The organism is Candidatus Margulisiibacteriota bacterium (genome assembly GCA_028715625.1).
In the GTDB taxonomy this organism is placed as follows: Bacteria; Margulisbacteria; Riflemargulisbacteria; order GWF2-35-9; family GWF2-35-9; genus JAQURL01.
In genome coordinates, this window is record JAQURL010000026.1 from 1 (window position 1) to 25,088 (window position 25,088).

24 protein-coding genes are annotated in these 25,088 nt (G+C 36.5%); 5 read left to right on the top strand and 19 right to left on the bottom strand.

Annotation, left to right across the window (positions count from 1 at the left end; translation table 11 throughout):
* Window positions 1-299: 299 nt before the first annotated feature.
* The 6 genes from PHV30_05605 to map form a co-directional block, all read right to left on the bottom strand.
* Entirely contained in the window at window positions 300-989 is a 690-nt protein-coding gene (locus tag PHV30_05605) for a hypothetical protein (protein MDD5456492.1), read from the bottom strand.
* A gap of 153 nt (window positions 990-1,142) precedes the next feature.
* Entirely contained in the window at window positions 1,143-2,033 is an 891-nt protein-coding gene (locus PHV30_05610) for a hypothetical protein (GenBank protein ID MDD5456493.1), read from the bottom strand.
* A 163-nt stretch (window positions 2,034-2,196) separates the two neighbouring features.
* The gene (locus tag PHV30_05615; protein MDD5456494.1) at window positions 2,197-4,038 is read right to left on the bottom strand and encodes an adenylate/guanylate cyclase domain-containing protein; all 1,842 of its coding nucleotides are present in this window, start codon (window positions 4,036-4,038) and stop codon (window positions 2,197-2,199) included.
* Window positions 4,004-4,903 carry a 4-hydroxy-3-methylbut-2-enyl diphosphate reductase gene (ispH, locus tag PHV30_05620; protein MDD5456495.1) on the bottom strand — a complete coding sequence of 300 codons (900 nt, stop codon included), beginning with the start codon at window positions 4,901-4,903 and terminating at the stop codon, window positions 4,004-4,006. The genes PHV30_05615 and ispH overlap by 35 nt, the downstream gene beginning before the upstream one ends.
* Window positions 4,904-4,906: 3 nt before the next feature.
* Window positions 4,907-5,326 (bottom strand): hypothetical protein, encoded by a 420-nt coding sequence (locus PHV30_05625; GenBank protein MDD5456496.1) that lies wholly within the window; start codon window positions 5,324-5,326, stop codon window positions 4,907-4,909.
* Between the two features lie 11 nt (window positions 5,327-5,337).
* Entirely contained in the window at window positions 5,338-6,090 is a 753-nt protein-coding gene (gene map / locus PHV30_05630; protein MDD5456497.1) for a type I methionyl aminopeptidase, read from the bottom strand.
* Between the two features lie 43 nt (window positions 6,091-6,133).
* Here map and trmB point away from each other — a divergent pair, with 43 nt between their 5' ends.
* Window positions 6,134-6,760, top strand: coding sequence for a tRNA (guanosine(46)-N7)-methyltransferase TrmB (gene trmB, locus PHV30_05635; protein MDD5456498.1), 627 nt, complete (start codon window positions 6,134-6,136; stop codon window positions 6,758-6,760).
* Between the two features lie 23 nt (window positions 6,761-6,783).
* Here trmB and PHV30_05640 read toward each other — a convergent pair whose 3' ends face one another.
* Both PHV30_05640 and PHV30_05645 read right to left on the bottom strand, forming a co-directional pair.
* A complete protein-coding gene (locus tag PHV30_05640; GenBank protein ID MDD5456499.1) occupies window positions 6,784-7,149 on the bottom strand; it encodes a hypothetical protein in 366 nt (121 codons plus the stop codon).
* A gap of 10 nt (window positions 7,150-7,159) precedes the next feature.
* Window positions 7,160-7,309, bottom strand: coding sequence for a hypothetical protein (locus PHV30_05645; protein MDD5456500.1), 150 nt, complete (start codon window positions 7,307-7,309; stop codon window positions 7,160-7,162).
* 138 nt (window positions 7,310-7,447) lie between these two features.
* Here PHV30_05645 and PHV30_05650 point away from each other — a divergent pair, with 138 nt between their 5' ends.
* Complete coding sequence (locus PHV30_05650; protein MDD5456501.1) at window positions 7,448-8,671, top strand: YvcK family protein; 1,224 nt, start codon at window positions 7,448-7,450, stop codon at window positions 8,669-8,671.
* A gap of 73 nt (window positions 8,672-8,744) precedes the next feature.
* Here the strand turns inward: PHV30_05650 and PHV30_05655 are convergent, their stop codons facing one another.
* The 4 genes from PHV30_05655 to PHV30_05670 all read right to left on the bottom strand — a co-directional run bounded on the left by PHV30_05655 (window position 8,745) and on the right by PHV30_05670 (window position 15,045).
* Window positions 8,745-10,421 carry a hypothetical protein gene (locus tag PHV30_05655; GenBank protein MDD5456502.1) on the bottom strand — a complete coding sequence of 559 codons (1,677 nt, stop codon included), beginning with the start codon at window positions 10,419-10,421 and terminating at the stop codon, window positions 8,745-8,747.
* A gap of 23 nt (window positions 10,422-10,444) precedes the next feature.
* Complete coding sequence (gene pgi / locus PHV30_05660; protein MDD5456503.1) at window positions 10,445-12,118, bottom strand: glucose-6-phosphate isomerase; 1,674 nt, start codon at window positions 12,116-12,118, stop codon at window positions 10,445-10,447.
* A 151-nt stretch (window positions 12,119-12,269) separates the two neighbouring features.
* Window positions 12,270-12,905 carry an HAD-IA family hydrolase gene (locus tag PHV30_05665; GenBank protein MDD5456504.1) on the bottom strand — a complete coding sequence of 212 codons (636 nt, stop codon included), beginning with the start codon at window positions 12,903-12,905 and terminating at the stop codon, window positions 12,270-12,272.
* A 31-nt stretch (window positions 12,906-12,936) separates the two neighbouring features.
* Window positions 12,937-15,045, bottom strand: a complete 2,109-nt coding sequence (locus PHV30_05670) for a hypothetical protein (protein MDD5456505.1) — start codon at window positions 15,043-15,045, stop codon at window positions 12,937-12,939.
* Window positions 15,046-15,130: 85 nt separating this feature from the next.
* On the opposite strand from PHV30_05670, the gene PHV30_05675 reads away from it, so the two are divergent.
* Window positions 15,131-15,313: a hypothetical protein gene (locus tag PHV30_05675; protein ID MDD5456506.1), complete on the top strand. Its 183-nt coding sequence runs from the start codon at window positions 15,131-15,133 to the stop codon at window positions 15,311-15,313.
* Here the strand turns inward: PHV30_05675 and PHV30_05680 are convergent.
* The 7 genes from PHV30_05680 to tilS all read right to left on the bottom strand — a co-directional run bounded on the left by PHV30_05680 (window position 15,310) and on the right by tilS (window position 21,599).
* Complete coding sequence (locus PHV30_05680; GenBank protein MDD5456507.1) at window positions 15,310-16,110, bottom strand: HAD hydrolase-like protein; 801 nt, start codon at window positions 16,108-16,110, stop codon at window positions 15,310-15,312. The two genes, PHV30_05675 and PHV30_05680, sit on opposite strands and share 4 nt — an antisense overlap.
* Window positions 16,091-17,164, bottom strand: a complete 1,074-nt coding sequence (locus PHV30_05685; GenBank protein MDD5456508.1) for a hypothetical protein — start codon at window positions 17,162-17,164, stop codon at window positions 16,091-16,093. The genes PHV30_05680 and PHV30_05685 overlap by 20 nt, the downstream gene beginning before the upstream one ends.
* Window positions 17,157-17,876, bottom strand: coding sequence for a phosphatase (locus PHV30_05690; GenBank protein MDD5456509.1), 720 nt, complete (start codon window positions 17,874-17,876; stop codon window positions 17,157-17,159). Before PHV30_05690 ends, PHV30_05685 begins: the two co-directional genes overlap by 8 nt.
* 2 nt (window positions 17,877-17,878) lie before the next feature.
* On the bottom strand, window positions 17,879-18,502 hold the full coding sequence (gene hisIE / locus PHV30_05695; GenBank protein MDD5456510.1) for a bifunctional phosphoribosyl-AMP cyclohydrolase/phosphoribosyl-ATP diphosphatase HisIE: 624 nt from the start codon (window positions 18,500-18,502) through the stop codon (window positions 17,879-17,881).
* A gap of 94 nt (window positions 18,503-18,596) precedes the next feature.
* Entirely contained in the window at window positions 18,597-19,217 is a 621-nt protein-coding gene (locus tag PHV30_05700) for a GAF domain-containing protein (GenBank protein MDD5456511.1), read from the bottom strand.
* A gap of 92 nt (window positions 19,218-19,309) precedes the next feature.
* Window positions 19,310-20,194: an HDOD domain-containing protein gene (locus PHV30_05705; GenBank protein MDD5456512.1), complete on the bottom strand. Its 885-nt coding sequence runs from the start codon at window positions 20,192-20,194 to the stop codon at window positions 19,310-19,312.
* A gap of 49 nt (window positions 20,195-20,243) precedes the next feature.
* Window positions 20,244-21,599 carry a tRNA lysidine(34) synthetase TilS gene (tilS, locus tag PHV30_05710; GenBank protein ID MDD5456513.1) on the bottom strand — a complete coding sequence of 452 codons (1,356 nt, stop codon included), beginning with the start codon at window positions 21,597-21,599 and terminating at the stop codon, window positions 20,244-20,246.
* Window positions 21,600-21,674: 75 nt separating this feature from the next.
* On the opposite strand from tilS, the gene pheS reads away from it, so the two are divergent.
* Both pheS and pheT read left to right on the top strand, forming a co-directional pair.
* Window positions 21,675-22,697 (top strand): phenylalanine--tRNA ligase subunit alpha, encoded by a 1,023-nt coding sequence (pheS, locus tag PHV30_05715; GenBank protein ID MDD5456514.1) that lies wholly within the window; start codon window positions 21,675-21,677, stop codon window positions 22,695-22,697.
* A complete protein-coding gene (gene pheT / locus PHV30_05720) occupies window positions 22,697-25,081 on the top strand; it encodes a phenylalanine--tRNA ligase subunit beta (GenBank protein ID MDD5456515.1) in 2,385 nt (794 codons plus the stop codon). Before pheS ends, pheT begins: the two co-directional genes overlap by 1 nt.
* The last annotated feature ends 7 nt before the right edge of the window (window positions 25,082-25,088 follow it).

Below are 25,088 nucleotides of genomic sequence, written 5' to 3' on the forward strand. Positions count from 1 at the left end.
ATTATCAAAGGGAATTTCATCAATTAATTTTTCAATCAGCTTCGTTCACCGTAACTTCGGCGATTCGTAGCCCGCAAAATCTTAATAGCAGGGAAAATATAACAGAGTAATTTCTTTCTGTCAATCTGGATATACCTTAACGAAATTGGTTTACGGTTGTAAAAAGCATACTCGACGCAAAATGGAATTTCGGCAAGGCGCCAAGAAGCGAGTAGCGGAAGTGTACTTAATAGTACATTGAGCAGCGAGCGACGCAGGCAACATAGCCGAAAACCATTTTGCTAAGAGTATATCCTGCTTTAATTACTATACTTAACAACCTCGGTAATAACTTCCTCTCCTTTCAAGTTTTTACCTGAATATTTAAGAAAAAGATGTGGGGAATCCTTCATTATCCAGAATTTGAAAGTTTGCGGAAAAAGGATTGATTCTACAAAGCCTGCTGCGCCAACTTCCAATATTGTACATTTTTCCTTTTTTTGATCAAAAGTTATTTCTTCATCCCCTACTTCTTTTACATATAATAAAAATCCTCTTTTTATGTCAGGCAAAAAGCTCCAGAAAAGCACTTCTTTTTTGTCAGCAGGATAGCCACGAAATAAATGGAAAAAGGAATTCATGTCCCAGAGGTCCTTCTGGTTCAATTCATAATTATAAAATATTTTTTTGTCATAAATTGATACATCCACCGAATCTTTATTATATTTAAATTCTTTAATTTTATTTTTCTGCTGATCATAATAAACAAGATAAAATGGTTTCAGACTGCCTTTTAGCAGATAAATCTGAGCTGTTCCCCCATCATTAGATCTTATATCTATTAAATGCAAATTTATGTTTTGCGAGGTGGTTAGGGACACATTTTCCGTAATTATCACGATTTTACTGCCCTCTTTCATTCTGTAAACCAGGGTTTCTTTATCAGATAAATTATCCTGAAAAAAAGCCTGGCATAAAGAGACAAGTAAAATCAGCAGTATTTTTTTCATAGTATTTCTTTCTTGTTTATCTTATATTCTGAGAGTAATTCCTGACAAGATGAGCATTTTATTGCCGGTTTCTGAATATAAATTAAAATAAACCAAAAAAAAGAGCCGGAAGAAATTCCGGCTCTTTTTTAACTAGCTTAAACTGTACTCAGATTAGAGGAACAGTTCAAATCCTGCCTGACCAGAATTCGCTGTTGCGTCATTCTTGTCAGTTGTCATAGTCAGATCTGCAAATATTCTTGTTTCTGTATTTAAAGGCATACTTGCGCCAACTTTAATATTGGTTTTGTAGCCCCAGCTTGCTTTGGCACCATCAGATAATGCCATTACCAGGTCGCCGAACAGCTTAACATTCATTCCGGGCAGTATGTAAGAAACATATGCTGCGCCGAAAGTTCTTGCTGCTGTTGAACCGGACTTCAGTAAACTTGCGCCACTGTCGCCAAGTTCCATATATGCCTGACCGGCTAAACCGAATCCTGCGATATTGGTATCAGCATCAACACCAACTGCTGTTGCGCTTGTGCTGCCGTTTAAAAATAACAGTGCATAACCGGCTAAATTCATATCACCCATTTTTGTAATGGCTCTTGCGCCTAATTTACTTGTGGTGTTGTTATAACCGCCGGCAGCCAAAACATTTAATTTTGTGTCGCCGATGTTGGTCATGTATGCTACACCGATTGATTTGAAATATACCTGAGACAGAAATGTGTTTGTCTCATATACTCCGCCACCATAGTTGGCGATTCCCAATCTCTGGTTACCGATTCTCAATTTACCGATAGCTGTTATTGTATCTACGAAGAAATAATCTTCATCCTGACTGGAAAACGGTTTTGTAATCCATACTAAACTTGTCATATCACTAACTTTTGATGTTATTGTAATTCTGCTCTTGCCTAAACCTACAGAATCCGGAGCTGCGAAACTTGATCCACTGGACCCCGATATACTGTATATGACGTTAGCAGCGAACTTTGGCTCATATGCCATACTTATTGCGAACAATGCGATTAAACTTAAAACTAAAACTTTTTTCATGTTGTCTCCTCTCTTAAAGTTAATTGAAACTCTTTTAGATAGTTCGCTAAATCACCCCCTTATGAATAAAAAATTTACCAAAATTTATCATTCAAAACTATTGTAGATAATTTTTTTAAAAATGTAAAGTGTTTTAAACTGTACATTATTGGACATATTTTTATCAAAATTCAATAACTACCTCATATATCTTGGTTTTCGTTTTTTTACCTTTAACAGCGATTTCATCTATTAAATTACACTTATAATACTCTTTTACTTTTTCATAAGTAAACTCGGATATCAGCAGATAGCATGTATGCTCGGGCGTTGTGTAATTACGGGTTGCCGATTCCAACCTGGCCGCAAGGTTAACCGCGTCTCCTATTACCGTATAATCTTTATGCATGTCCGAACCTATATTACCTACAATTACCTCTCCGGTATTCAGGCCCATACCTATATCCAGCACTGTTTTGCCCTGTTCTTTCCATTTCTGTTGCAAAGCACGCAATTTTTTCAATTGAGCGATGCAGCAGTCCATAGCTATCTTGGGATGATTAGCCAAAGGAAGCGGGGCCCCGAATATCGCCATTATTTCGTCACCTACATATTTATCCAGAGTACCGCCGAACTCAAAGATCACCTTGGTCATTTCATCCAGGTACTCATTGAGCTGTTCCACAACCTGCGCCGGAGTATGAGATTCACTGAAAGTTGTAAAACTGCGAATATCGCTGAAAAAAATAGTTACTTCTCTTAAGCTGCCGCCAAGCTCAACTTTGTCCGGATGGGCTAAAAGCTCATCTACAACCGACGGCGCGACATATTGCGAAAAAACACCACGTATTTTGCGCTTTTCTTTTTCTTCACTGATAAATTTAATTACTGTCTGGACAACAAATGTAATGAATATTGAAGAGATCAGCGTATAGGTGGGTATTTCCAATCTGAAATATTTAAAAATATAAGCATTTCCTATAAAAATTATGGCAGTTTGCACTACAACCAGAAGAAATAGGAATCTGATCTTGAACATATGGCTGATAATTACATTTATATATACAAATAATATGAGCAGGCCGAGTAAGTAAATAAATGATATTTTTGATATATAAAGACCATCCAGAATTGTTTGTATTACATTGGCGTGAATTTCCACACCGGGCATATTAATATCGAATGGTGTGGGGAATACATCGTGCAATACTTCTGTGGAGGCCCCGATAAGGACGATTTTACCTTTAAAGAAATCAGGGCTGTCTTTTAAAAAACTACCGTCATATATCCTGACATAGGGTACTGTTTCAAAAGTTCTGGACGGTCCGTAATAATTTACAAGTAAATTCTTGCCCTGCAAAGGAATAATATTCCTGCCGCATTTAATTCTGTTGCCCGGAATTAATAAAATACCAGCCTTATTCTGTATATAACGAACTGCCTGCAGGGCTAAAGAATAGTATTCCTTGTCACCTGAGTGATAAATAATCTGGAAACGCCTGACTACGTTATCCTTATCAAAATAAGGATGGACAACTCCCAAGTCCAGGGCTGCGTCATCAAGCATTTTTATAGGTCTTTTGAATGGTTCGACTTTTACCTTAAAAAAAGCATTTTCTTTAATGTTTTGAAAATTTGCAGCCAATATCACATTTTGCGCTTTTTTTACCGATTCCGCGAATTGTACGTCGTCCTGCGGGTCAAATTGCGTAGGTGAATCAAAAAAAACATCAAAAAGAATTAAGGCCGCACCGTGTTCTTTGAGAATATCCACGATTTTTGCATGGTAACTTCTGGGCCATGGCCATTTGGACATCCAGTCTATAGACTCGTCATCCACTGAGACAATTACCACTTTATTGTCAGGCTTTAATTGCCCTCGAAATATAAATTTTTGGTTATATGCCGTAAGATTTAATAAATCAATTATGGGAAGATAGGAACCAATACCAATGATAAGGGCAATTATTAAGGATTTAAGGATATCAGATTTAAATGATTTCCACATCTGACTTGATTTTACCATAACACCTTAATTTAAATCGAGACTTTAAGGTATTTACCGCTGAATTTATCAGTGATTCGGGCGTAGAAGCTCCGGAAGATATTCCCAGTTTTTTTACTTTCGAGAGTTTTGATAAAGCAAACTCATCAAGGCAGTCCAGCAAATAAGCTTTTGTTTTTTTTGAAGCGATTTCCAGAAGACGGTTGGCATTCGAACTGTTTTTTGACCCGATTATCAGCATCAGGTCAACTTTACCGGACAGGTCATCAACGGCTTTTTGTCTGGCAGTAGTCGCATAACAAATACTGGCAGGTTGTTCATTGTATATCGTTTGGGCAGGTAATGCGCTTTTGATTTTTTCAATAATTTCAAGTACCCAGTCTGCATTTAATGTGGTCTGACTTAATATAGCAAATTTAGAATGATTGGAAGGTATCTTTTTTACGTCTATTTCGTTTTCAATAAGCGTTGTATGTTTGGGGTTTTCCGCCATAACACCGGTTACTTCTTCATGATTTTTATGCCCTATATAAATAATATGATAACCTTTACGGCTGTAGGAATGTACTTTTTTATGGACTTCAGCCACAAGCGGACAAGTGGCGTCTATTATAGTACATTTTTTTTTCTCGGCTTGTTCACGAATTAGCGGAGAAACGCCGTGGGCACTAAAAACGATGACACTTTCTTCTGGCAAATCCTTGATATCAAAAATAAAACGCACACCTTTTTTTTGGAAATATTCCACAACTTTTTTATTATGAACTATTTCATTGTAAACATAAATTGGCACCGGATACTTTTTTACCAGGTCGTCTACCATTTTAATAGCCCTGGCCACGCCCGAACAGAATCCTCTGGGAGAAGCCAGATAAAGAGACTTCATAAGTTACAGGTCTCGTACCAGCACAACTTCCTGCCCGTAGCCTACAGGAGTGCCCTCTTCCACAATATACTTGATAAGCTTGCATTCTCTGTCTGCCAAAATATCATGGTCAATATTCATTGCTCTTACGGTTCCCAAAAGTTTGCCGGGTTTAACCTCAGGCTGGGCATCAATTTCCTTGCTGGACAATTTATGATGAAAAAAACCTACATGATTGGATCTGATTACAGAAAACGGTTCTTCCAGAATATTGGCGGAATTTTCTTTCGGCTTTTCCTGATTTGGCACAATAACAACCGGTTTTTCTTCTTTTTTTATACTTTTCTGCATTGTTACTTTTATTTCCGTATCTTCAAAATTTAATTTGCTTATACAGGAATTTTTAAAAATCTTGAGAATATCTTCAACTTTTTTTACGTTCATATTTTCACCTCTTATATTTTTGTAAGAATTCGCGGTCCGTCCGCAGTAATAGCTATAGTATGTTCAAACTGGGCTGACCATTTACCATCCAGAGTAACAACAGTCCAGCCATCGCTCAAAACTTTGGATTTCCATGTTCCCATATTGACCATTGGTTCAATGGCAATAACCATACCTTCCTTAAGTGGTAAGCCTGTCCCTTTATGGCCATAATGAGGTACTGAAGGTGATTCATGCAAATCAATACCAACCCCATGCCCTGTGTATTCGCGCACAACACTGAACCCGTTTGTTTCCACATAGTGCTGAATGGCATAACCGATATCTCCAAGACGTTTGCCGAGTTTTGCCGATTCAATCCCTTTATATAAAGATTTCTCCGTTACTTCCACAAGTTTTTTCACTCGTGCTTTGGTTTCACCCAGCAAAAAGCTGCAACAGGAATCACCGATATAACCGTCTTTTTTAAGCCCATAATCGACTTTGACCAGATCTCCCTCTTGAAGTATTCTGTCTCCGGGGATACCATGAACTATCTGCTCGTTTATAGACACACAGGTACTGTGGTAATAGTTGGGAACTTCACGGAATGTTGCAATAGCTTTATTTTTTTCTGCAAACTCGGTTGCCCAGTTATCAATCTCCAGAGTAGTTAATCCGGGCTTTATTTTACCCTTCAATAATTCAAAAAATTGAGCTACCAGTTTGCCGGCAACTGCGATTTTTTCGATTTCAGCTGGTTTATAAATAGCTTCTCTGCTCATGTGCTTTATTATTAAGTACTTTTAGGCTACAATATCTTACCCTATGAGAGTAAGAAAGCATGCAAACCCATTCAATTTTCGCAAACAATCCGACAAATTGCAAATAAAAAAACTTTTTACTGATCCTGCAAAGCCTCTATACTTGGAAATTGGCTTTGCTCAGGGTGAATTCCTGCTAAAAATGGCCCAAACCCAAACCAATATAAATTTTCTGGGAATGGAAGTAAGAAAGCCGCTTGTTGATAAAATTAATGAACTGATTATTAAAAATAATCTTGCAAATATATGTATGCTACACGAAAGTTCTACAGTAAATCTGCATATTTTGCCTGAGAATAGCATTGACAAGGTCTTTATCTTTTTCCCAGACCCCTGCTTTAAGAAAAAGCATCACAAACGGCGGATAATAACCCCTGCTTTTTTAACTGAGATATCCTCAAAACTGAAAGCTGACAATGAAATACTTTTTCAAACCGATGTTAAAGAACTATTTGAAGATACAAAAACATATATAGCCGAACAACAAAACTATAAAATTCTTTCAGCAAAAAAGGAAATAGCCACAATCAATGAAACCGGGATACCCTCATATTTCGAGCAGAGATGCCTGGACAACGGTTGGCCGATATACAGGATCAAATTCTGCTTCTTAAAGACTAACAGGAACTGATACCTAATTTTCTATTTAATTTCTTATTTTAAACTTAGTAAATTTTCAATATCTCCAGGTCTGCTATAATCATTAGCAATTTTATTTACATCTTTTCCCTTTTGAATTAGAAACATTATATCTTTTTCGGTTAAAAAAACTTCTTTGCCCTCTGTATCATGCACAGCTTTCCCATCCCGTCCAAATACTTGTCCGGATGCAAGATTAATTTTTGCAGCAATCATATTACTATTTAAATATGATGTTAGAGTTAACATGTTATCTTTTGTTGTAAATGCTCCTATATTTACTCGGGTATCAGGTATCTCTTTTGAAATCTTATCATCATTTATATTGATATGGGCATCTCCTGGTAATAATGACCATCCTACTGACATTGGATCTGACATAGATTGCCTCCTATATAAAATTTATTCCGTTCTTATAAAAACTCTCAAGTTGCTCATACTCAACAGATTTACTTTTATCTGCATTCATCGCATTTATCACTTTATCATTGTGAAATTTTGCAAAATTTAATGCTTCTTCTAATGAATATTTCTTCCCCATTTAATTCTCTTTTTTTAGATATATAAATATATTTCCCCTAATTCAATACTTGTAAACATTGATAAATATTAATTATTATTTACATTTGATATAACCTGCAATTGTTCTCTTCTTCTTACGATAAATGAATAGATAAAAATGCTGAACAAAAAAATAATAGCTGAAAACAGGACCGTTGGCATAAGTTCCTGTCATAAGAATAGGTCCGAGGTGACGATTTTCTCCGGCGGAACCGGCTGGAATGACATTGCCAGAGAATTTCATACTTTTTTCTCTAATGTAAATTATATATTAACAACAACCGATAACGGTGGTAGCACCGGCCAAATCCGCGAATTACATGGCGGTCCTGGCTGTGGAGATCACCGCTCCAGAATTATTCGTCTGGCTGATGAAAGCACAACCCTTGCCCAGAGTCTCAAAAAACTGTTAGCGAAAAGATTGACCAAAGACACCAGAAGCAAAGCCAAAAAGGAATGGTTTAATATTTTACATGGTACCGGTCATTTATGGGATAATATTCCCCAGGCACATAGAAATATTATACTTACTTCATTATTGAAGTTCGAGCAGGAACGAATAATGAAGACCAATGAATTTAATTTTGATTTCCGTGGCGGCAGCATCGGCAATTTCTTTTTCGCCGGCACCAGGTTAATGTATGATTCGCTGGATTCAGCTATTTATATGTTTTCCAGGCTTCTTAATTTGCCTCAGACCATTTCAGTTATTCCCACAATTAAAACCAATGATTTTGCTACTATCGGAGTCGAGCTGAGATCAGGTGAACTGATCAAGGGACAAAATGAAATTTCTCATCCCTCTCCTAAAAATAAACCTACCTCTTTTGACAAACATCATCAGCACAAATTACCCTCACCGATTAAAAAATTGTTTTATTTGAACAAATATGGAGACATTTTTAATCCTGAAGCACATCCCCAGGCCCTCAGCGCAATCGGGTCGTCCGACGCGCTAATTTACAGTATCGGTTCTCTCTATACCAGTATTATAGCCAATTTAATCGTAGAAGGTGTAGGAGAAAAAATAGCCGCAGGAAATTTCTCCAAAATAAAACTTCTTAACGGTTATAATGACCGGGAAACTTATGGCATGAACTCCATCGATTATATAATAGCGGTTACAGAGGGTCTGAATCGTTATGGCAAACTGCGTAACAGGCCAGAACATTATATACAAAAATTATTCTATACTGAAAATTCTAAAATACCTGTAGATTTAGCCGGCATAAAAGCTATGGGAATTACTCCTGTAAAAGTTAAGACTGCCAGCCATTCCAGTACTGACGAACCTCATTATAGTAAATCAGAATTGCTTAAAAAAATTCAGCAGGAAATCTAAATTCTCAATAAACGTTGCAATAAAAAGGCCCCGAAGTTCGGGGCCTTTTTATTTAATAGAATTCTATTGATTATTAACCTTCTTTAGCGTAAAAATCCAGTTCCGGAAATTCCACAACTTTTCCTACTATCTCATTAGCTACCGGTCTCACATAATCCAAAGCTTTATCAAGTCTGGCAGAAATTTGATCTTCGCCTTTCTTAACACAATCCACATAAGTACGCAGCAAGGGATCTCCGGTACCCGTGCCGGAAAATCTCATGCTTAATGTCAGTATATCGCCTGTCGGTGATTCCAGTTTAAACATATAAGCCGCATTTTTTGTTTCCAAACCTGTAACCGGGGACTTGTAATTAAAAATTCTTGCATCCAGCACTTTGAACCCGGCAATTTCTTTTGGAGGATTATTAATTATACCCATTATTCTTTGGGTTGTTGCGTCCTTGGGGCATGTTATACCACCTCTGGTAAAATATGCTCGTCCGTCTTTTTTGTAAATTTCCTGTAAAAGTTGATCCAACGTTTTTTGTGTTTTGGCCATCAAGTATAACTGGAACATGGTGGCGAACATTCCATCTTTTTCGCCGTGCCAGGGATTACCATGACCGTTGCTTTCTTCAAATCCAAAATTGCCTAATTCAGCGATAAATTTAAATCCGGTCGGAGTAGCGACCATCTTTATATCCTGACCTTCACGTTGTAAACGTTCTATAGCCAGATCAGGCTGAGAAGTAGATACTATTGATCTGCCCATAACCACCTGTCCGCCTTTAAAAATTTGTTCTTTTATAGGCAGAATACCATAATGTTCAGCCATTAAAGCAGCCAGATCACCGGCAGTTATATTTCTTTTACCTTCATAATGCAGGTTCCTGTCACCGTCACCGTCGTAACCACCTGACAAATTATAGGCTGATGACTTTCCGATCAATTCTTCAAGATATCTGGGCTCAGGCTCAGGATGGCGATGCTCGTTCTCCGGACCGAAAAAAGGTAAAGGTTCTGCATTGATCATATCCAGCTTGATACCAAATTCCGCACACAATGCTTTGGCGTATGGCCCACTGGCACCGTGCATCGGATCGAGTAATAACTGGAATGGCTTACCCTTAAATCCCTGTTTAATTATTTCAGTATCAAATATCTTTTTCATGAAATCTACATAAACTTTTACCATATCGACTTCCTGGATTAATCCTTTTTCTACGGCTTCACTATAAGTCATATTCAATATTTTTGTATCTTTTACATCCTGTAATTTTACAAAGATATCTTCCGTCACTTCTTCAAGTGCTGGACCTGCTCCTCTGGAATAGCTTAAATTTGTTTTAATACCGACGTCCTCTGCCGGATTATGACTGGCGGTTTCAATAATCCCACCCATAGCTTTATAGGTCATTATTGCCGCAGATATTGCGGGTGTCGGCGCTAATCCGTTATCTTTTGGAACAATAGGTTTAAATCCATTGGCAGCTGCAATCAAGGCAGCTTCCTGAATGCGCTTCGGATTTCCGTTCCTGGGATCGCCGCCAACAATAACAACTTTGTTGCCCTGCTGCTCCACCGATAGACCATGCCAGTGATCGCATATAGCCTGATTCATCCTCGGATGAAATCCCGGTCTGTTAAACTCAGGTGCTTTCAATCTGGTTCCTGAAGTACCCATTTTATCCTTTTTAGTTATGGTTACTGCTGAAACATCCATAGTTGTTATCATCGGATTATCATTTGCAATAATTTTATTGTTCATTTCTTTCTCCTCCATATTATTTATTATTTATTTACACCAAGTAATCTGTTCATTAAAGCAGTAGTTGACGGATCGTGCTCGCCTGCCTGACCAGCTTTTATCTGATCACGAATTTTCCCGGCAAGTTTTTTACCCAGTTCAACACCATATTGATCTAAACTATTTATCTGCCAAATAATACCTTGTGTAAAAACTTTATGTTCATATAAAGCAATTTGCATTCCCAGGGTTTTCGGGGTTAATTTATCAAAAACAATAGTATTGGAAGGTCTGTTTCCTTTAAAGGTCCTGTGAGGAACCAAATTGGCCGGGCAACCTGATTTAACAAGTTCTTCAGATGAAAGACCATTCATTAGTGCTTCCGGCTGAGCAAGAAAATTAGCCATTAATTTAACGTGATGGTCACCAACCGGATTTAATGATCTTAAATAACCGATAAAATCAGCAGGAATAATTTTGTCAGCGCTCTGGTGAAGCAGCTGATAAAAAGAATGCTGACCATTAGTCCCGGCAGCTCCCCATAATACCGGCCCTGTTGCATAATTGACCGCTTCTCCGAAACGATTAACATACTTGCCATTGCTTTCCATGTCCAACTGCTGCAAATATGAAGGAAATAATTCTGAGTATTGATCATAGGGAAGTACTGCATAAGACTGAAATCCCATAAAATTGTTGTACCATAAACCAATCAAGGCCATCTGCATAGGGATATTTTTTTCTATGGGTGCTGTTTTAAAATGTTCATCCATTACATTATAACCTTTTAAAAAATCTGCGTAATTATCCTTCCCTATGGATAACATTACCGGTAAACCTATTGCAGAAGGTGCTGAATATCTGCCTCCAACCCAGTCCCAGAATGGGAACATGTTTTGGGGATCAATTCCAAACTTTTCTACCAGTTCTTTTGCTGTAGATGCAGCCACAAAATGTCTGGCTATATCTTCCTGGTTGAATCTTTTCAAGAACCAGTCTTTTGCCGTTTTAGCGTTTGTCATAGTTTCTTCGGTAGTAAAAGTTTTGGACTCTATTATAAACAGAGTTGTTTCAGGATCGACTTGTTTCAGAACTTCCGTAATATCTGTGCCATCAATATTTGACACAAAATGCATAGCCAGGCCATCTTTGCCGTAAGCCTTTAAGGTCTTTGTTATCATTCTTGGGCCCAGGTCAGAACCTCCGATACCTATATTAACGATTGCTTTGATAGGCTTGCCTGTTGCGCCCAGCCATTGACCGCTTCTTACTCTGTCTGTAAATTCAGCCATATGATTAAGCACGGCTGCAACTTCAGGCATTACGTTCTTCCCGTCAACTAGAATCGAACTTTTAGGAACAAATTTGTTATTGATATAATCAACATTTCTTAATGCTACATGTAATACTGCACGGTTTTCTGTAAAATTGATCTTGGCTCCGGAATACATCAAATCACGCCATTTTTCAACTTCAGCAGCTCTGGCCAGATTATTCAATGCCTCCATGATTTCTAAGGTTACCGAATTTTTGGAAAAATCAGCATACATATTTTCCAATTCATGCGTCATTGCCTGCATGCGTTGAGGTTCAATCTTATAAAGATCAGCTATATTTATTCCTTTTTTATTTATCAATTGCTGCATCTGTTTAAGAACATTCCATTCAGCTAATTCGATAAGTCTTTTTTCTTTTCTTGCCACTATTTTATTTGCCATAACAACCTCCTGAAGATTTATATCCATCTATATTTCGTATACAGCATAAATAAATTTCAGTTAAATATATCTATTTTTATTAATTTGATTATTACATTGAAATATTAGCAGTTTTGTTCAGTTTTGCAAATTAAGTTTATCCGTTTTTAAATTAATCCTTATTTTTCAGATAAGAATTGAGTTTGTTCATTAAATCGGTTGGCCCCTTCACTAAAATACCCTTAGTAATGCCGACACTTGTGGCACAATCCAGGTCTTTGCGCTGATTATCCCCGACACTCAGTACTTTTGCAGGAAGAACGCCAAAATAGTTCAATATTTCATTAAACATTTTAGGGTGAGGCTTGCCCTTCCCTGCCGATTGAGCGCATGTTACATAGTCAAAACAATCCATTATCCCGATTGCGTCCAAAACTTTGGGGACCATATATATTGAATTATTTGTAGCCACAGCCAATTTATACCCCGTTTCCTTCAAACCCAGAAGATACTTGCGAAGAACTTTATTTGTACTGATATATTGGTAAGGGTCCAGTTTTGGATTGGCATAGGTAAAACAATCATCCATTGTTAAATTATAGTAAGTCAGAGTCAGGTTTATTGAACCTATTTCTTTATATTTGCTTTCTACAAATTCAAAAGTTTGTCCGATTGAATCAGCAATATACTGGAAGCATAAACGGGCGTTTTCATCCGCGAATTCTATATTATAATAAAGTGTCAAATCAAGATCGAAAATTATGACATCTATATCAGATATTTTTTCAGAAATTATTTTTTTTCTCATAAACTACAATTCTCCTGCGCTTTAATTATTATCACTTATTTTCCATGTGGATTGTTTCCCTATCCAGACTGTAATAAAACTTCTCTGTATTAATATAAAAAAAGTTATCTGCATTATTTACATTTTTTTTCATTCTTATATTCATTTTATCAATTATAAAATATTTAACATTATACAGCGCTGACAATCCTTGTAATTCCCTGTGGCGGATATTATTCGTGGTTCGAATCAATTCTCTGTTGGGCAATCTGAGCCCCATATAAGTTGCCGGTTTATGAAAATTGCCGTCATATACAGGTATTGCTGCAAGTATATTCCCCTTTTCAAAAATTCCATAAAACTTCAACTTTTCCTTATCAAAATTAGTTTTTATCTGGTTCAGGTACAAATACAAATTTTCACTGATATTCTTGATAGTTTTTTTAGATAAATAGTAGCTTAGCAGATAATTTTTACAAGCTCCAAAGAAAATTTTTTTTAATTCAATATCTTCTGTATTTACGAGATTCGTTACAAATCCGTATTCATCAATGAATTTGTGTTCTTTCAGAAAAGTATATATTTTGTCATTGGGAATAGATGTTCCGTTTAATATATCTAAAAAATCATCATTTGTTACTTGTCCCGTTATCAACTTATTAATTAGCGGATTACTCATTGCTGAAAATTTCAAATACATGGGGTTATCATTTTCTGAGTTTCGCCCGAAATAAAAGGTAAATGATTCCGCTAATATTTTAACTGATAAAGGCATTATACCTGTTATATGCTTGCATACCCTGTTGGTAAAATTACCAGCGTCAGTGAGCAGGATAGCTGACGGGATTTTGCTGTCAAGCTGATAAATTTTTTTCAAGGGTAATTCATATAAACCGGAATTGTCATATTTTTTTTCTATTTTCATAATAGTGCAGTCTTCTTTCAAATAAATTTTTATTTTATCCCATTTGTCTGTATCCACAATCAGACTTTCTTTTAAAAAGGGAAGCTGTATTACATTGGACTGCGATTGCAGAGAAATATCGAACAGCAGTCCTCTGTATGCTGTAATCTTGCCGCCATTCATATAATATATCAGACTCTTTTTTGTTTTATCCTGGCCAAAAGTTAGCCTTAATCCTCTTCTTAAAACTATTCCTTTTTCTGTTGGTAGTCTTAATATTACCGGTGTACATTTGGCAGTTACATTTTTTAAAACATTTTTGTATTTTTCCGGTAATCTTATTTTCAGGATATTATCTTTTTCAGAGCAGATTGCGGCATAGGTGGCTCCAAGCTTTATGGTTAATCGCCACTTATTGTCCAACTCATAAATTCCCAGTTTATCAAACCTGGGGTCGTCCCTTAGAATATCTCCGGACCGGAACCATTGGACCGCTTTTAACCTGGGAGCATGCATTTTTTGAATAATGTTTTCTCTGACAAAATTTAAACTTTCACTGTTGTATTCTGTTTTTGTGATAAATTTTCCATCAAGCGTATACAAAGATAATACATTACTTTTGTATTCCAGCCGGACCAATTGATTTTTGTATTTTTTGGAGACAAAAATGCCTTTTTTGCTGTTAAGCGGGTTAACTATCTCCCCCTTGGAATTTGTTCGGCGAATAGTGTAATAGCAGGTGTCGTCTTCGGTCGTTTTAAAATCCCAAATATCCAGCAATTTTTCTCTGATAATTCTAGACAAACCAACTTTTGCCATTCTCCTTTTCAACGTCTTCCTGTCTGTATCCGCCGCAAACTGAAAATATTCACTGGCAGGATCGATATCCTCAAAAATTATTCCCGCGACAGGGTTATCATCCAGCAATCGGGCAAATTTTTCTACAGCCGCTGTGCCGTTTGTACCTCCTCTGTCAGCAAAAATATAGGACTTGAGCAAAGGCCTCTTTACAAAATCATGATAGCGGGTTAATTTTTTTATTAATTTATTAAATTCTATTGGTCCCAGATATCTTGTTAACTGAAAGTACTCCCATTCAGGATGTATTATTTCAGTAAAAACTTTATCGGTTATGTCTATTTTGTGTCGTACAGAAAAATGTTGCTCGCAGCCGTAAATATCCTTATAAATATTTGAAACATATGTATTTCTTGCAATGCCGCCATTATAGTATTCAGCTATTATTTTTTTTAACAAATTAAACCTCTGTCATTATTAATTACACATGAACATAAATATATCGTAAGCTGCAACAAAAAATTGTCAGGGTCGATATATTATTATGAATAAAATCATATCCTGCAAAAAAAATAATGGTTTCTGTTATATTGGAATTGCCCCTGAGCTTAAAAAATTGTTAGGTGACCCCAGTTCAGCACTCATATTGCCGGCTGTTAAAAAAAATCCGGACTTTTTCCCGAAATGGGTTAGAGATTATTATCTGGGCAGCGATTCAATAAATTAAATCAAATTCAAAAGGACCTTAATCGTTTCATCTTTCGTACCGCAATAATAATCAGGTGCTGAATATTTCACTCTATGTTTCAGTATCTTCAGATTGTTAACAGAATAAGCCTTGTAAAGAAGAATGCTTTTTACAGGGAGTTTTTCTTTGGAGTTTTGCGCAAGCTGTACATCGCTGATGTTGTCTCCGATATAATAAATATGTTTGTAATCCCTAATATTTTTTAATTTGTAGAATAAAACAGGATTACTTTTGTCTTGACCGAATTTCCTCAACTCAGGATATTTCACAAAATCAAAATTTTTTGTATTTTCCACTGAAATTACTTCACTGAAAAACCTGTCAATCTTGAAGCGCCGCAAAACATATTGCGCTTCATCGTCTGTCCGGCCGGTAATAATGGAAAGTAGCCCGAACTTATCAGTCAGTTTCTTCAGGTCGGATACTGAAAAAATTAAAGCTTCCTTTTCTTTCAACCCATCTTTTTTATCTGCTCCAAGATATAATTCCTGAAAAACTTCTTTTATTTGTTCATAACTTATTTTCTCATTACCGGTTGTGATATCTTTATATTTATCAGTGCCTAACCCCAGCAATATACTGTTAGTCAAGATATATCCCGCGTACCAGTCATTATTGAAGCCCTCAAGCATTTTGATTCGGTCAACATCTTTAATGCTGATTGGTTTATTTAAAAAATATTCCGCAGTTTTTTTTATGGCCCAACGATAAGACCTGGTTGTATCAATCAGCACTCCGTCTATATCAAATACCAGTTTAGTCCCTGATAATTTCATTAATTTTCCCTATTATTTTATCCAGCGCGCCGGACTTTTTATTCAAACTTTTCAATTTCTTCACTGACGAATTAATAAAATCATGATCTGCAGCGAGCCTGTTTATTTCTCCGGCGATCTTTTGTTCATCAAGTTCACCCCTGAATTCCGGGAACAAAAGTTGATTTTCTTTGGTATTCAAAAGCGAAGTATATTTTACTTTTTTATCCAGTGATTTCAAAAGCCACTTTTTTCCGTAAGTTCTAAACAAAGGCAAATTCAATATTGCGCCCATTAAACCCTTGAAATTTACCACCTCCGGATAATTAAATGGAAAAACAATTAAGGTTGGCACATTCAGATAAGCAAGCTGTATATTGTTTGTGCCGGGAATAGACACCGCCATATAAGCAGCCAGCATCAGTTCAAATGTTTTATCTTTATAATAAATAATAGATTTATCAAGCCTGTACTTTTGCAGCATTTGCTCAGGTATAAAAGATGATATATTAAAAATACATTTCAATTCAGGTTTTATATATTGCACAGCTTTCTGCATAAGGGGAAACAGATGTTTGAACTGTTCTGGCCTGCTGCCTGGGAAAAAAACAATATTTTTTGTTTTTTTAAGCTCTTTTAGAAATTTTTCATCCGCTGCAGTGTGTTCGAAATAAGAAAACATCAAATCCCCGTCCTTATCGCGTGTAAAAAAAGCATCATAAAACATCCTGAAATTTTGGGCTCCTTCAGTATAGGCAATTGCCTTATAACCATAACGCCATTTTAATAACAGTGCCCACAAAAGGTCCCCTCCTAAGAACAATACAACTCCTTTTTTAGTCGGCTTAAAAGACAATCTTCTAAGATTTTTCCAAAATTCTTCGGGCCGAAAAACCTGATCTATTTCTTTAATGCCGGTTGCGGTCTCCATTTCTGTGCCTGTAGAAAACCTGCATGGTAATAAAAACAAGGTTATACGAATATCCTTACGTTGTTTTTTCAGCTCCTTAACAACCGGTGTTACCCACGTAGCGATTTCCCCGGGGCCATTTGTTGTTATAAAAACGTCATACATTTTTGAAATATTTTTTAAATCTTTCCATGGAACTGTTTATTATCAGTTTTTCGGGATATCCTGTCTCATTGATTAATTTTATAGCGAGTTCAAAATTCCCAACAGCTTCATGATAATGTGTATCGGTATTAACAATAATGTCGTTACCGATCTTTTTGGCAAGTTTAAGCATTTCCAACCCAACTTTATAGGAGCCGGGACGAATAAACATATATGACGAATTATTTATTTCTATCAGTGTTCGTGTTTCTTTTGCCGCTTGCAGTACTGCTTTCATATCAACAGGTATCTTGGGGTTATCAATATGGCCTAATATTTTTACCGCTTTCCCGTAGTTCTTTTCCATTAGCTTCAGATAGCCTGAGGTTAACTGCTCGCTTGTGTAATAATGAGGAATAACACCGCTATGATAACTGGCGATAAAAAAATCCAGTTCTTTAATAACATGGCTCTTCAGATCAAGTTTTCCATCATCATCGATAATATTAAGTTCAGCACCCCTCAACACTCTTGTCCCACTTATCTTTTCCGGTAATATTTTCAGGTTTTGAAAGTAATATTCTTTAGGGCCGTCCGTCATAGCCGGACCATGGTCAGCGATGCCTATAACAGGTAGACTAATTTTTTTTGCGTAACTAGCGTATTCTGTGATAGTGGAATAGGCATGTTCGCTGGCAATCGTATGTATGTGTAAATCTGCAATCAGTTTCATGATTATTTGTATCGCTTTAAAAGTTCTCTGAAAATTTCTTCCAGACTAACTTTTTTGTCTACAAGCGCCATAAGCAAATGGAAAAACAAATCTGCCGACTCATAAATGATTTCTTCTTTTTTACCGTTTTTCAGAGCAATTACGATTTCAGTGGCTTCCTCACCTACTTTCTGTATTACTTTGTCACTACCTTTATCGAATAATTTAACTACATAAGAACCTTCAGGTCGATTTTGCAATCGCTCCTGTACTTTCCTGTAAAGCTCATTTAAAACTTCAAAGGAATCAGGTTTAATCTTTTCTTTATTTAACAGACTTCTGTAAAAACAACTCTCATTCCCCGTATGACAGGCAGGGCCCTGTTCAATTACCGAATAAAGAAGACAATCTTCATCACAATCAACACGAATATCGACAATTCTCTGCACATTGCCCGAAGATTCACCTTTTTGCCATAAACTTTTTCTGCTGCGTGAATAATAGGTGGCAAAACCGGTCGAGATAGAAGATTTCAGAGCTTCCATATTGGCATACGCCTGCATCAGTACTTTGCCGGAAAGATAACTCTGGCACACAACCGGAATTAAACCGTTTTTATCAAACTTCAAATCATCAATCTTAAACATAATGTAGACAGTTTAACAACTTTTCAGAATTTATTCAATTTATTGGTTTTTAATTAACGGCAGGTACTAAATATGAACCGGACTTTTTTTCAAATTATTTAAAATAGCGTGCTTCTATTATTCCGGCCAGAATTGCTGATATTGTAGTCAGGTATTGTTGTATGTCATCTGAGCTTTGATGGGTTTGTTTGGTAAATAAACTGATAAGTCCTATTACAGAACGATTCTGGTTGGCGATAGGCACACTGTAATGCCCCATTCCGGGATATTTACCTTTGCATTGATATTGCTGATTTATTTCCAGCTCTTTTGCGTAAATTAATTTGCCGTTAACTGCCGCCCTTCCGCATACTCCTTGGCCAAAAAGAATTTTAGGACAGGTTTTTTTTATTTCTTCAGGCAGATTAGTTTGTGCCTTGAGAATTAACTCCCCGGGATTTTTGTCCAATACATATATACCACCGCGCATCAACAAGTCCAAAAGAGGTATGGAAATTATAATATCCAGTGCCTGTTGTAATTTGGCTTCCATGGACATTCTGATAATAGCGAGTTGATAAATGGAAATAAGAGCGCTTTGCAGCATATTGGTTTTTTCAAGATTCTCAATATTGTTATTCTGTTCCAAAATTTTTTCCAGCATTTTTTCATCAATCTTGTCCTGCAATTCAGTTTGTGATTGCTGGTTTGTGTCGGAAAATATATTTTTAAGCATGCCTTTTAGATCGAAATCCCTCATCTATCTAATCCTTTATGTGTTAATTTATTAGTATTAAGCCCAAATAAAATGAAGTTTAAACGTTAAAATTATTCTTTCAATTCATTCAATACTGTCTTCAGACGATCCAGTAAATTGCTTCTTATATCCAGTATAGCGTCTTTAGTCAAATTTAATTCTTTTAAATTTCGTTCTTTAAAGATTCCCTCCATTTCCAGTTTGGAATCCTGCTGTGTGACAATGCCAGACCCTACTTCCAAGGTTTTGGCAATACCATCGGCAATATGGACTATAAATGCTCCTATATTTTTACCCTGAACCTTTTCCGGATTATGATGATTTTCAATAACCTGACAAAGTTCTTCGGGAAAATTCCATTTTCTGGAGACCTCAGCGCCAACATCACCATGATTAAAGCCCATTATCTGTTCTTCTGCCTGAAAAAATTTCATACCGCCTGTTTTATAAAGGTTCCAGACTTCAGTCATTTCATTGCCTTCATGCATATTTATAATAAGCTTGCCCACATCATGCAGAAGGCCCATAATATAAGCTTCTTCCGGTCTGCCCAGACCTGTTTTCTCAGATAACATCCTGGATCCTATTGCGACTGCCAAACTGTGTTCAAAAAGAGCATTCTGTTCCATTCCGTATTTTTCCAGTTTTGTTTTTAAAAACTTCTGAGAGGTGGCAGTTAGCGCCAGACTTTTAACTTTATTAAATCCCAAACAGACAATGGCATAGGAAATAGTGCTAATACGTTGGGCCGCACCGTAATAAGCGGAATTGGCCAGACGCAATACTCTGGAGACCAGAGCCTGGTCCATTTCAATAATTTTGCCTATTTCAGCTGCGGTTACTGTATTTATGTCCATCTTGTTCAACTGAATAATTGTAGTTGGTAACGGGACTAAATCACCCCTGATTTTATAGACGATACTCGCAAACAGTTTATTGTTCAGCATATTTATCATTGAAATTTATCTTCCCTAGCCTTTATCTTAACGAAAATATAATTTTAGTTCAACGGTTTACAGTAATCTTTAAAAAACTTTTACTCTTTTCTGTAATCTTTACTCTATCATCAATTTCCTGGTTTACAATCCAGATAATTTGTTTGCTGTCGCAAATTATAGGGATATTCTCTCTCTGTCGTAAAGGAACTTTTCTATCAATAAAAAAATCCTTAACTTTCTTACTTTTTTTCATTCCTAACGGTATAAAAATATCACCGGGCATCCTGTAACGACAGTATAAGGAACTAATATTAACTTTCTCTATATCCATATACACAGTTGCTTTGTTGTTTTTATCAATAACCGGTTCAGTTGCTTTTGCAATTGTTATGCAAAAATCACCGCAAAAATTTTGCCCATACTTTAAGGGATATTTATGTTGTTTCTTGCGCTGTTCTTTTGTCGTTAATAAGAAATGTTTATAGGATTTGCTTAAAATCATATTATTAATTAAGGAATATTCCCTGTTAGGAGTTGGGGACAGCAGAAATGCCGAAATATCTTCGAGTAAATTAGAATTTATTCGTCCATTATATTGAGGATGCTTTAATAATATTTTTTTTATAATTTCCTTCCGAATATAAGGATGAATTTTCCTGAATTTCAATAAATCAAAGCCTTCACTCTCAACTATGATGTTTTTAAGAGCCTGTTCTGCGCTGGTATCTACGAAATCGGATATTTCATCGGATATTTCCTTATTTGTTATTAGCACTTTTTCCAAGGCAGGACTGAAGTTGTTTTTTATCATCGGTATAATTATATTGCGGAGCTTGTTCCGTTTAAAGTCGGTTTCATAATTGGTTTTATCAACTACATAAGAAATTTTATGGCTTTCCAGATAATCATAAATATCTTGTTTAAAAGCTTTTAATAATGGTCTTACAACCCTAACTGGTCCTTCACTGTCCTCAATGAACATTGTTTCCAAAATTCCCAGTTTCAGGCCGGTTGTTCCTGTAAGGTATTGAAACAATATCGATTCGGCCTGATCATCAGCGTGATGAGCAGTCACAATTATATTTGCTTTTAATTTTCTGGCTGTTCTTAATAGCTCCTTGTACCGCAGTATTCGCCCTGTTTCTTCCAAACTTTTCTTTATTTTTTTTGCCGTCAAACGTACTTCAATTTTTTTTGAAAAAAAATTCACTTTCAAATTTTTGCATATTTTTCTGCAGAATATTACTTCTTTATCAGCTTCCCGGCGCAGACCGTGATTTAAGTATAAAGCCGAAATACTGGCCTGAGGAAAAAGCTGTTTTAGAAGATATAAACAGGCAGTAGAATCGGCTCCTCCTGAAAAAGCTAAAAGAATACGATCATTATCATCAAAAAGTGATCTATTAAAAAATTTTTCCAGCATTGCAGAATAATTATATCATAATGCTTTGATCCCATGTTTACTAATATATTTCTATACCTTATAATAATTTCAACCATGAAACAGAAGATAACAGAGATAAAACAGACTTTCTCCTCTGATTTGAAAATTTGTGAGACAATTGAAGATATCGAACCTGTTCGTATCAAATATTTAGGGAAAAAAGGTGCAGTTACCGAACAACTCAAACAGCTTTCTTCACTTTCTATAGACGAAAAAAAACTTTTCGGCCCCCAGCTTCATGAACTGAAAGAATATATAAGTAACGAAATAGACAAAAAAATCAATTTTTTTGAGGAAAAACTCCTGCTTCAACAACTCGCATCTGAAAAAATTGATTTTACACTTCCCGGTAACAGCGTAACTAAGGGAAAAACACATATCCTCTCCCAGGTAACCGACGAAATTAACAAAATATTTAACGATCTGGGGTTTGTTGTGGCGGAAGGACCGGAAATTGAAACCGACTATTACAACTTCAGCGCTCTGAACTTTCCGGCTGATCATCCTTCGCGTGACATGCATGATACTTTTTATGTTGATCATCCCGAGAATCTGCTTTTGCGTACACACACCTCCGGCGTACAAATACATGTCATGGAAAATTTCAAGCCTCCGGTGCGGGTTATCATGCCTGGGAAAGTATTCCGCAGCGACGCGGATATGTCGCACTCCCCGGTTTTTCATCAGGTTGAAGGCTTATATGTAGATAAAAATGTATCCTTTTCCCATCTCAAGGGAACTTTGCAATATTTTATGGATCGATTTTTTAAAGGTAGTAAAAATATAAGGTTACGCCCCAGTTTTTTCCCTTTTACTGAACCCAGTGTGGAAATGGATGTGCAATGCGTTTTCTGTGGCGGCAAAGGCTGCGGTATGTGCAAACAAACAGGCTGGATAGAAATCCTGGGAGCTGGAATGGTGGACCCCAACGTTTTGAAGAATGTAAAAGTTAATGCTGATGAATATAGCGGATTTGCTTTTGGTGTAGGCGTAGAACGCCTGGCTATTCTTAAATACGGTATTACTAATATAAAACTTTTTTATGAGAATCATTATTATTTTCTGGAGCAATTCTGATGCTTGTACCTGTTGAATGGTTAAATGATTTTGTGGATTTGGATAAAAATATATCAACAGACGATATTGTTGCAGCTCTGATGGAACATAGCTGTGAAATAGAACAGGTTATTGACAGGTCAAAGGGGATAGAGAATGTGGTTATTGGTAAAATCCTCTCGCTGGAAAAACATCCGGATGCTGACAAACTGCAGGTTTGCGCGGTTTCTGTCGGCAATAAAACAGTACAAATTGTAACCGGAGCCACCAATGTTAAAACTAACGATTTAATCCCTGTTGCTCTGGATGGCGCTCTTCTACCTACCGGCCTGCAGATTAAAACTACGAAACTGCGCGGTGTTTTAAGCGAAGGTATGCTCTGTTCTGAAAAAGAATTGAAACTTTCTGACGAAGCATCGGGAATAATGATACTGCCGTCCAACTCTCCTGTGGGTATGAATATTGTCAAATATTTAAAGCTTGACCGGCCCATTCTTAATCTGGCAGTTTTACCCAATCGTGGCGATTTATTGAGCATCAAAGGAATCGCCAGGGAGCTGAGTGTGATATATAACAAATCTCTTAAGGAAACTGCTGTATACAAACCGGGAAAAATTTCCGGGAAGAACAGTCTGCCATTAAAAATAAACATTGAGGCCCCGAATCTCTGCTCCAGATATATGGGTGTTGCTATCAAAGGCATTCAGCTGAAGTCCTCTCCTCAGTGGATGCAGGAACGCTTAAAACAGGCGGATGTAAAGCCTATTAACAATATCGTTGATATTACCAACTATGTCATGCTGGAACTGGGCCAGCCTTTACATGCCTTCACTTATGAACAAATAAAAAATTCCACCATCGTTGTGCGCGAAGCCGGAGAAAAAGAAACAATTACGTTGCTTAATGATGAACAAATGGCTTTAAATTCCAGCAAGCTCGTCATTGCCGACAATGTAAAACCAATAGCTCTGGCAGGGATTATGGGTGGGAAATATTCATCGATAGATTCTGGGACCCGGAATATTATTATCGAATCAGCGTATTTTAACCCCGCAAGCATCAGAAAAACTGCATTTTCTTTGGCTCTAAGGACCGAATCTTCTCAGCGTTTTGAAAAAGGTGTCGATTGGCAGACAGTAGAACTTGCTATGCTCAGGGCCATAGAGCTTGTCTTAGAACTGGCCGGTGGCGAAGTAGCTTCAGAAATAGTCGATGTTAAAACCAAAGAGTGGCCCAGGGTGACGATTCCTTTTAACTCAAATAAAATTAACAGTTTACTCGGAACAAACCTCTCCAAAGAACAAATGACAAAAACGTTGTCAGCGCTTGGATTTGATGTTACAAACGATATCATTTACGTTCCTACATTTAGACAGGACGATGTTTACAGAGAAGCTGACATTGCTGAAGAAATCGGCAGAATTTATGGTTACAATAATGTTATCACTGTAATCCCACCTCTTACGGATTTTTCTAAAAACTGCAATCCTGAAAATTCATATGAACTGAATAACAAACTTCGCGAATTATTAACAGGTTATGGTGCCAATGAAATCGTATCCTATTCCATGGCCAGTCCAGACGAAATCGCTATGATTTATGATAAGACCGGAGTCTTTCTAAAAAACCCCTTAAATAAATCCGAATCTTTGTTAAGATGTAATCTTTTCATTTCTTTACTAAAAAATTTTGAATTTAATAATCGCAATCTGGTTCATGAGTTGAAAACCTTTGAATTGGGCCATGTATATTTTAAAGAAAATGAAAAATTTATGGAAGAAGCCCGCGGCGCAGCTCTTTTTACAGGTAGAAAGGAATCAACGACTTATGAAAAACTCGTTCGCGAGTACAGTTTCCCGGATATCAAAGGATTAACTGAAGACCTGCTGAAATCTATTGGCATAAAAAAATATCAGCTTCAGGAAAATAAAACTTTTAGTTTTCTGCACCCTTACAGGTCCTGCGAGATAAGAGTCGGAAAAGACATACTGGCTGTGACCGGTGAAGTACATTCGCTTGTTAAAAAACACTATGATTTCAGAAAAACCGTTTGTTATAGTGAATTTTTTATCGATAACATAAAAAAATATATTTCTAATAGGAAACATTTTCAGCCTTATTCCTTGTATCCCACAGTAAAAAGGGACATTTCTTTCTGGATTGATAAGGTGGTTGTTTACGAAACTATTTTGAAAACTATAAATCAGTCCAAAGCCGAATACCTGAGTGATATTATTTTATCCGATATTTATGATGGCAAAAAATATGGCGATGACAAAATAAACTACGCTCTTTCTCTTATTTTCCAGAGCCAGGATTCTACTCTAACAGAAGAACAGGTTAACCATAGTTTTCAAAAAATTATACAGAATATTCAGAAGCAGTTAAATCTGATTTTTGCTTAGCCATGGC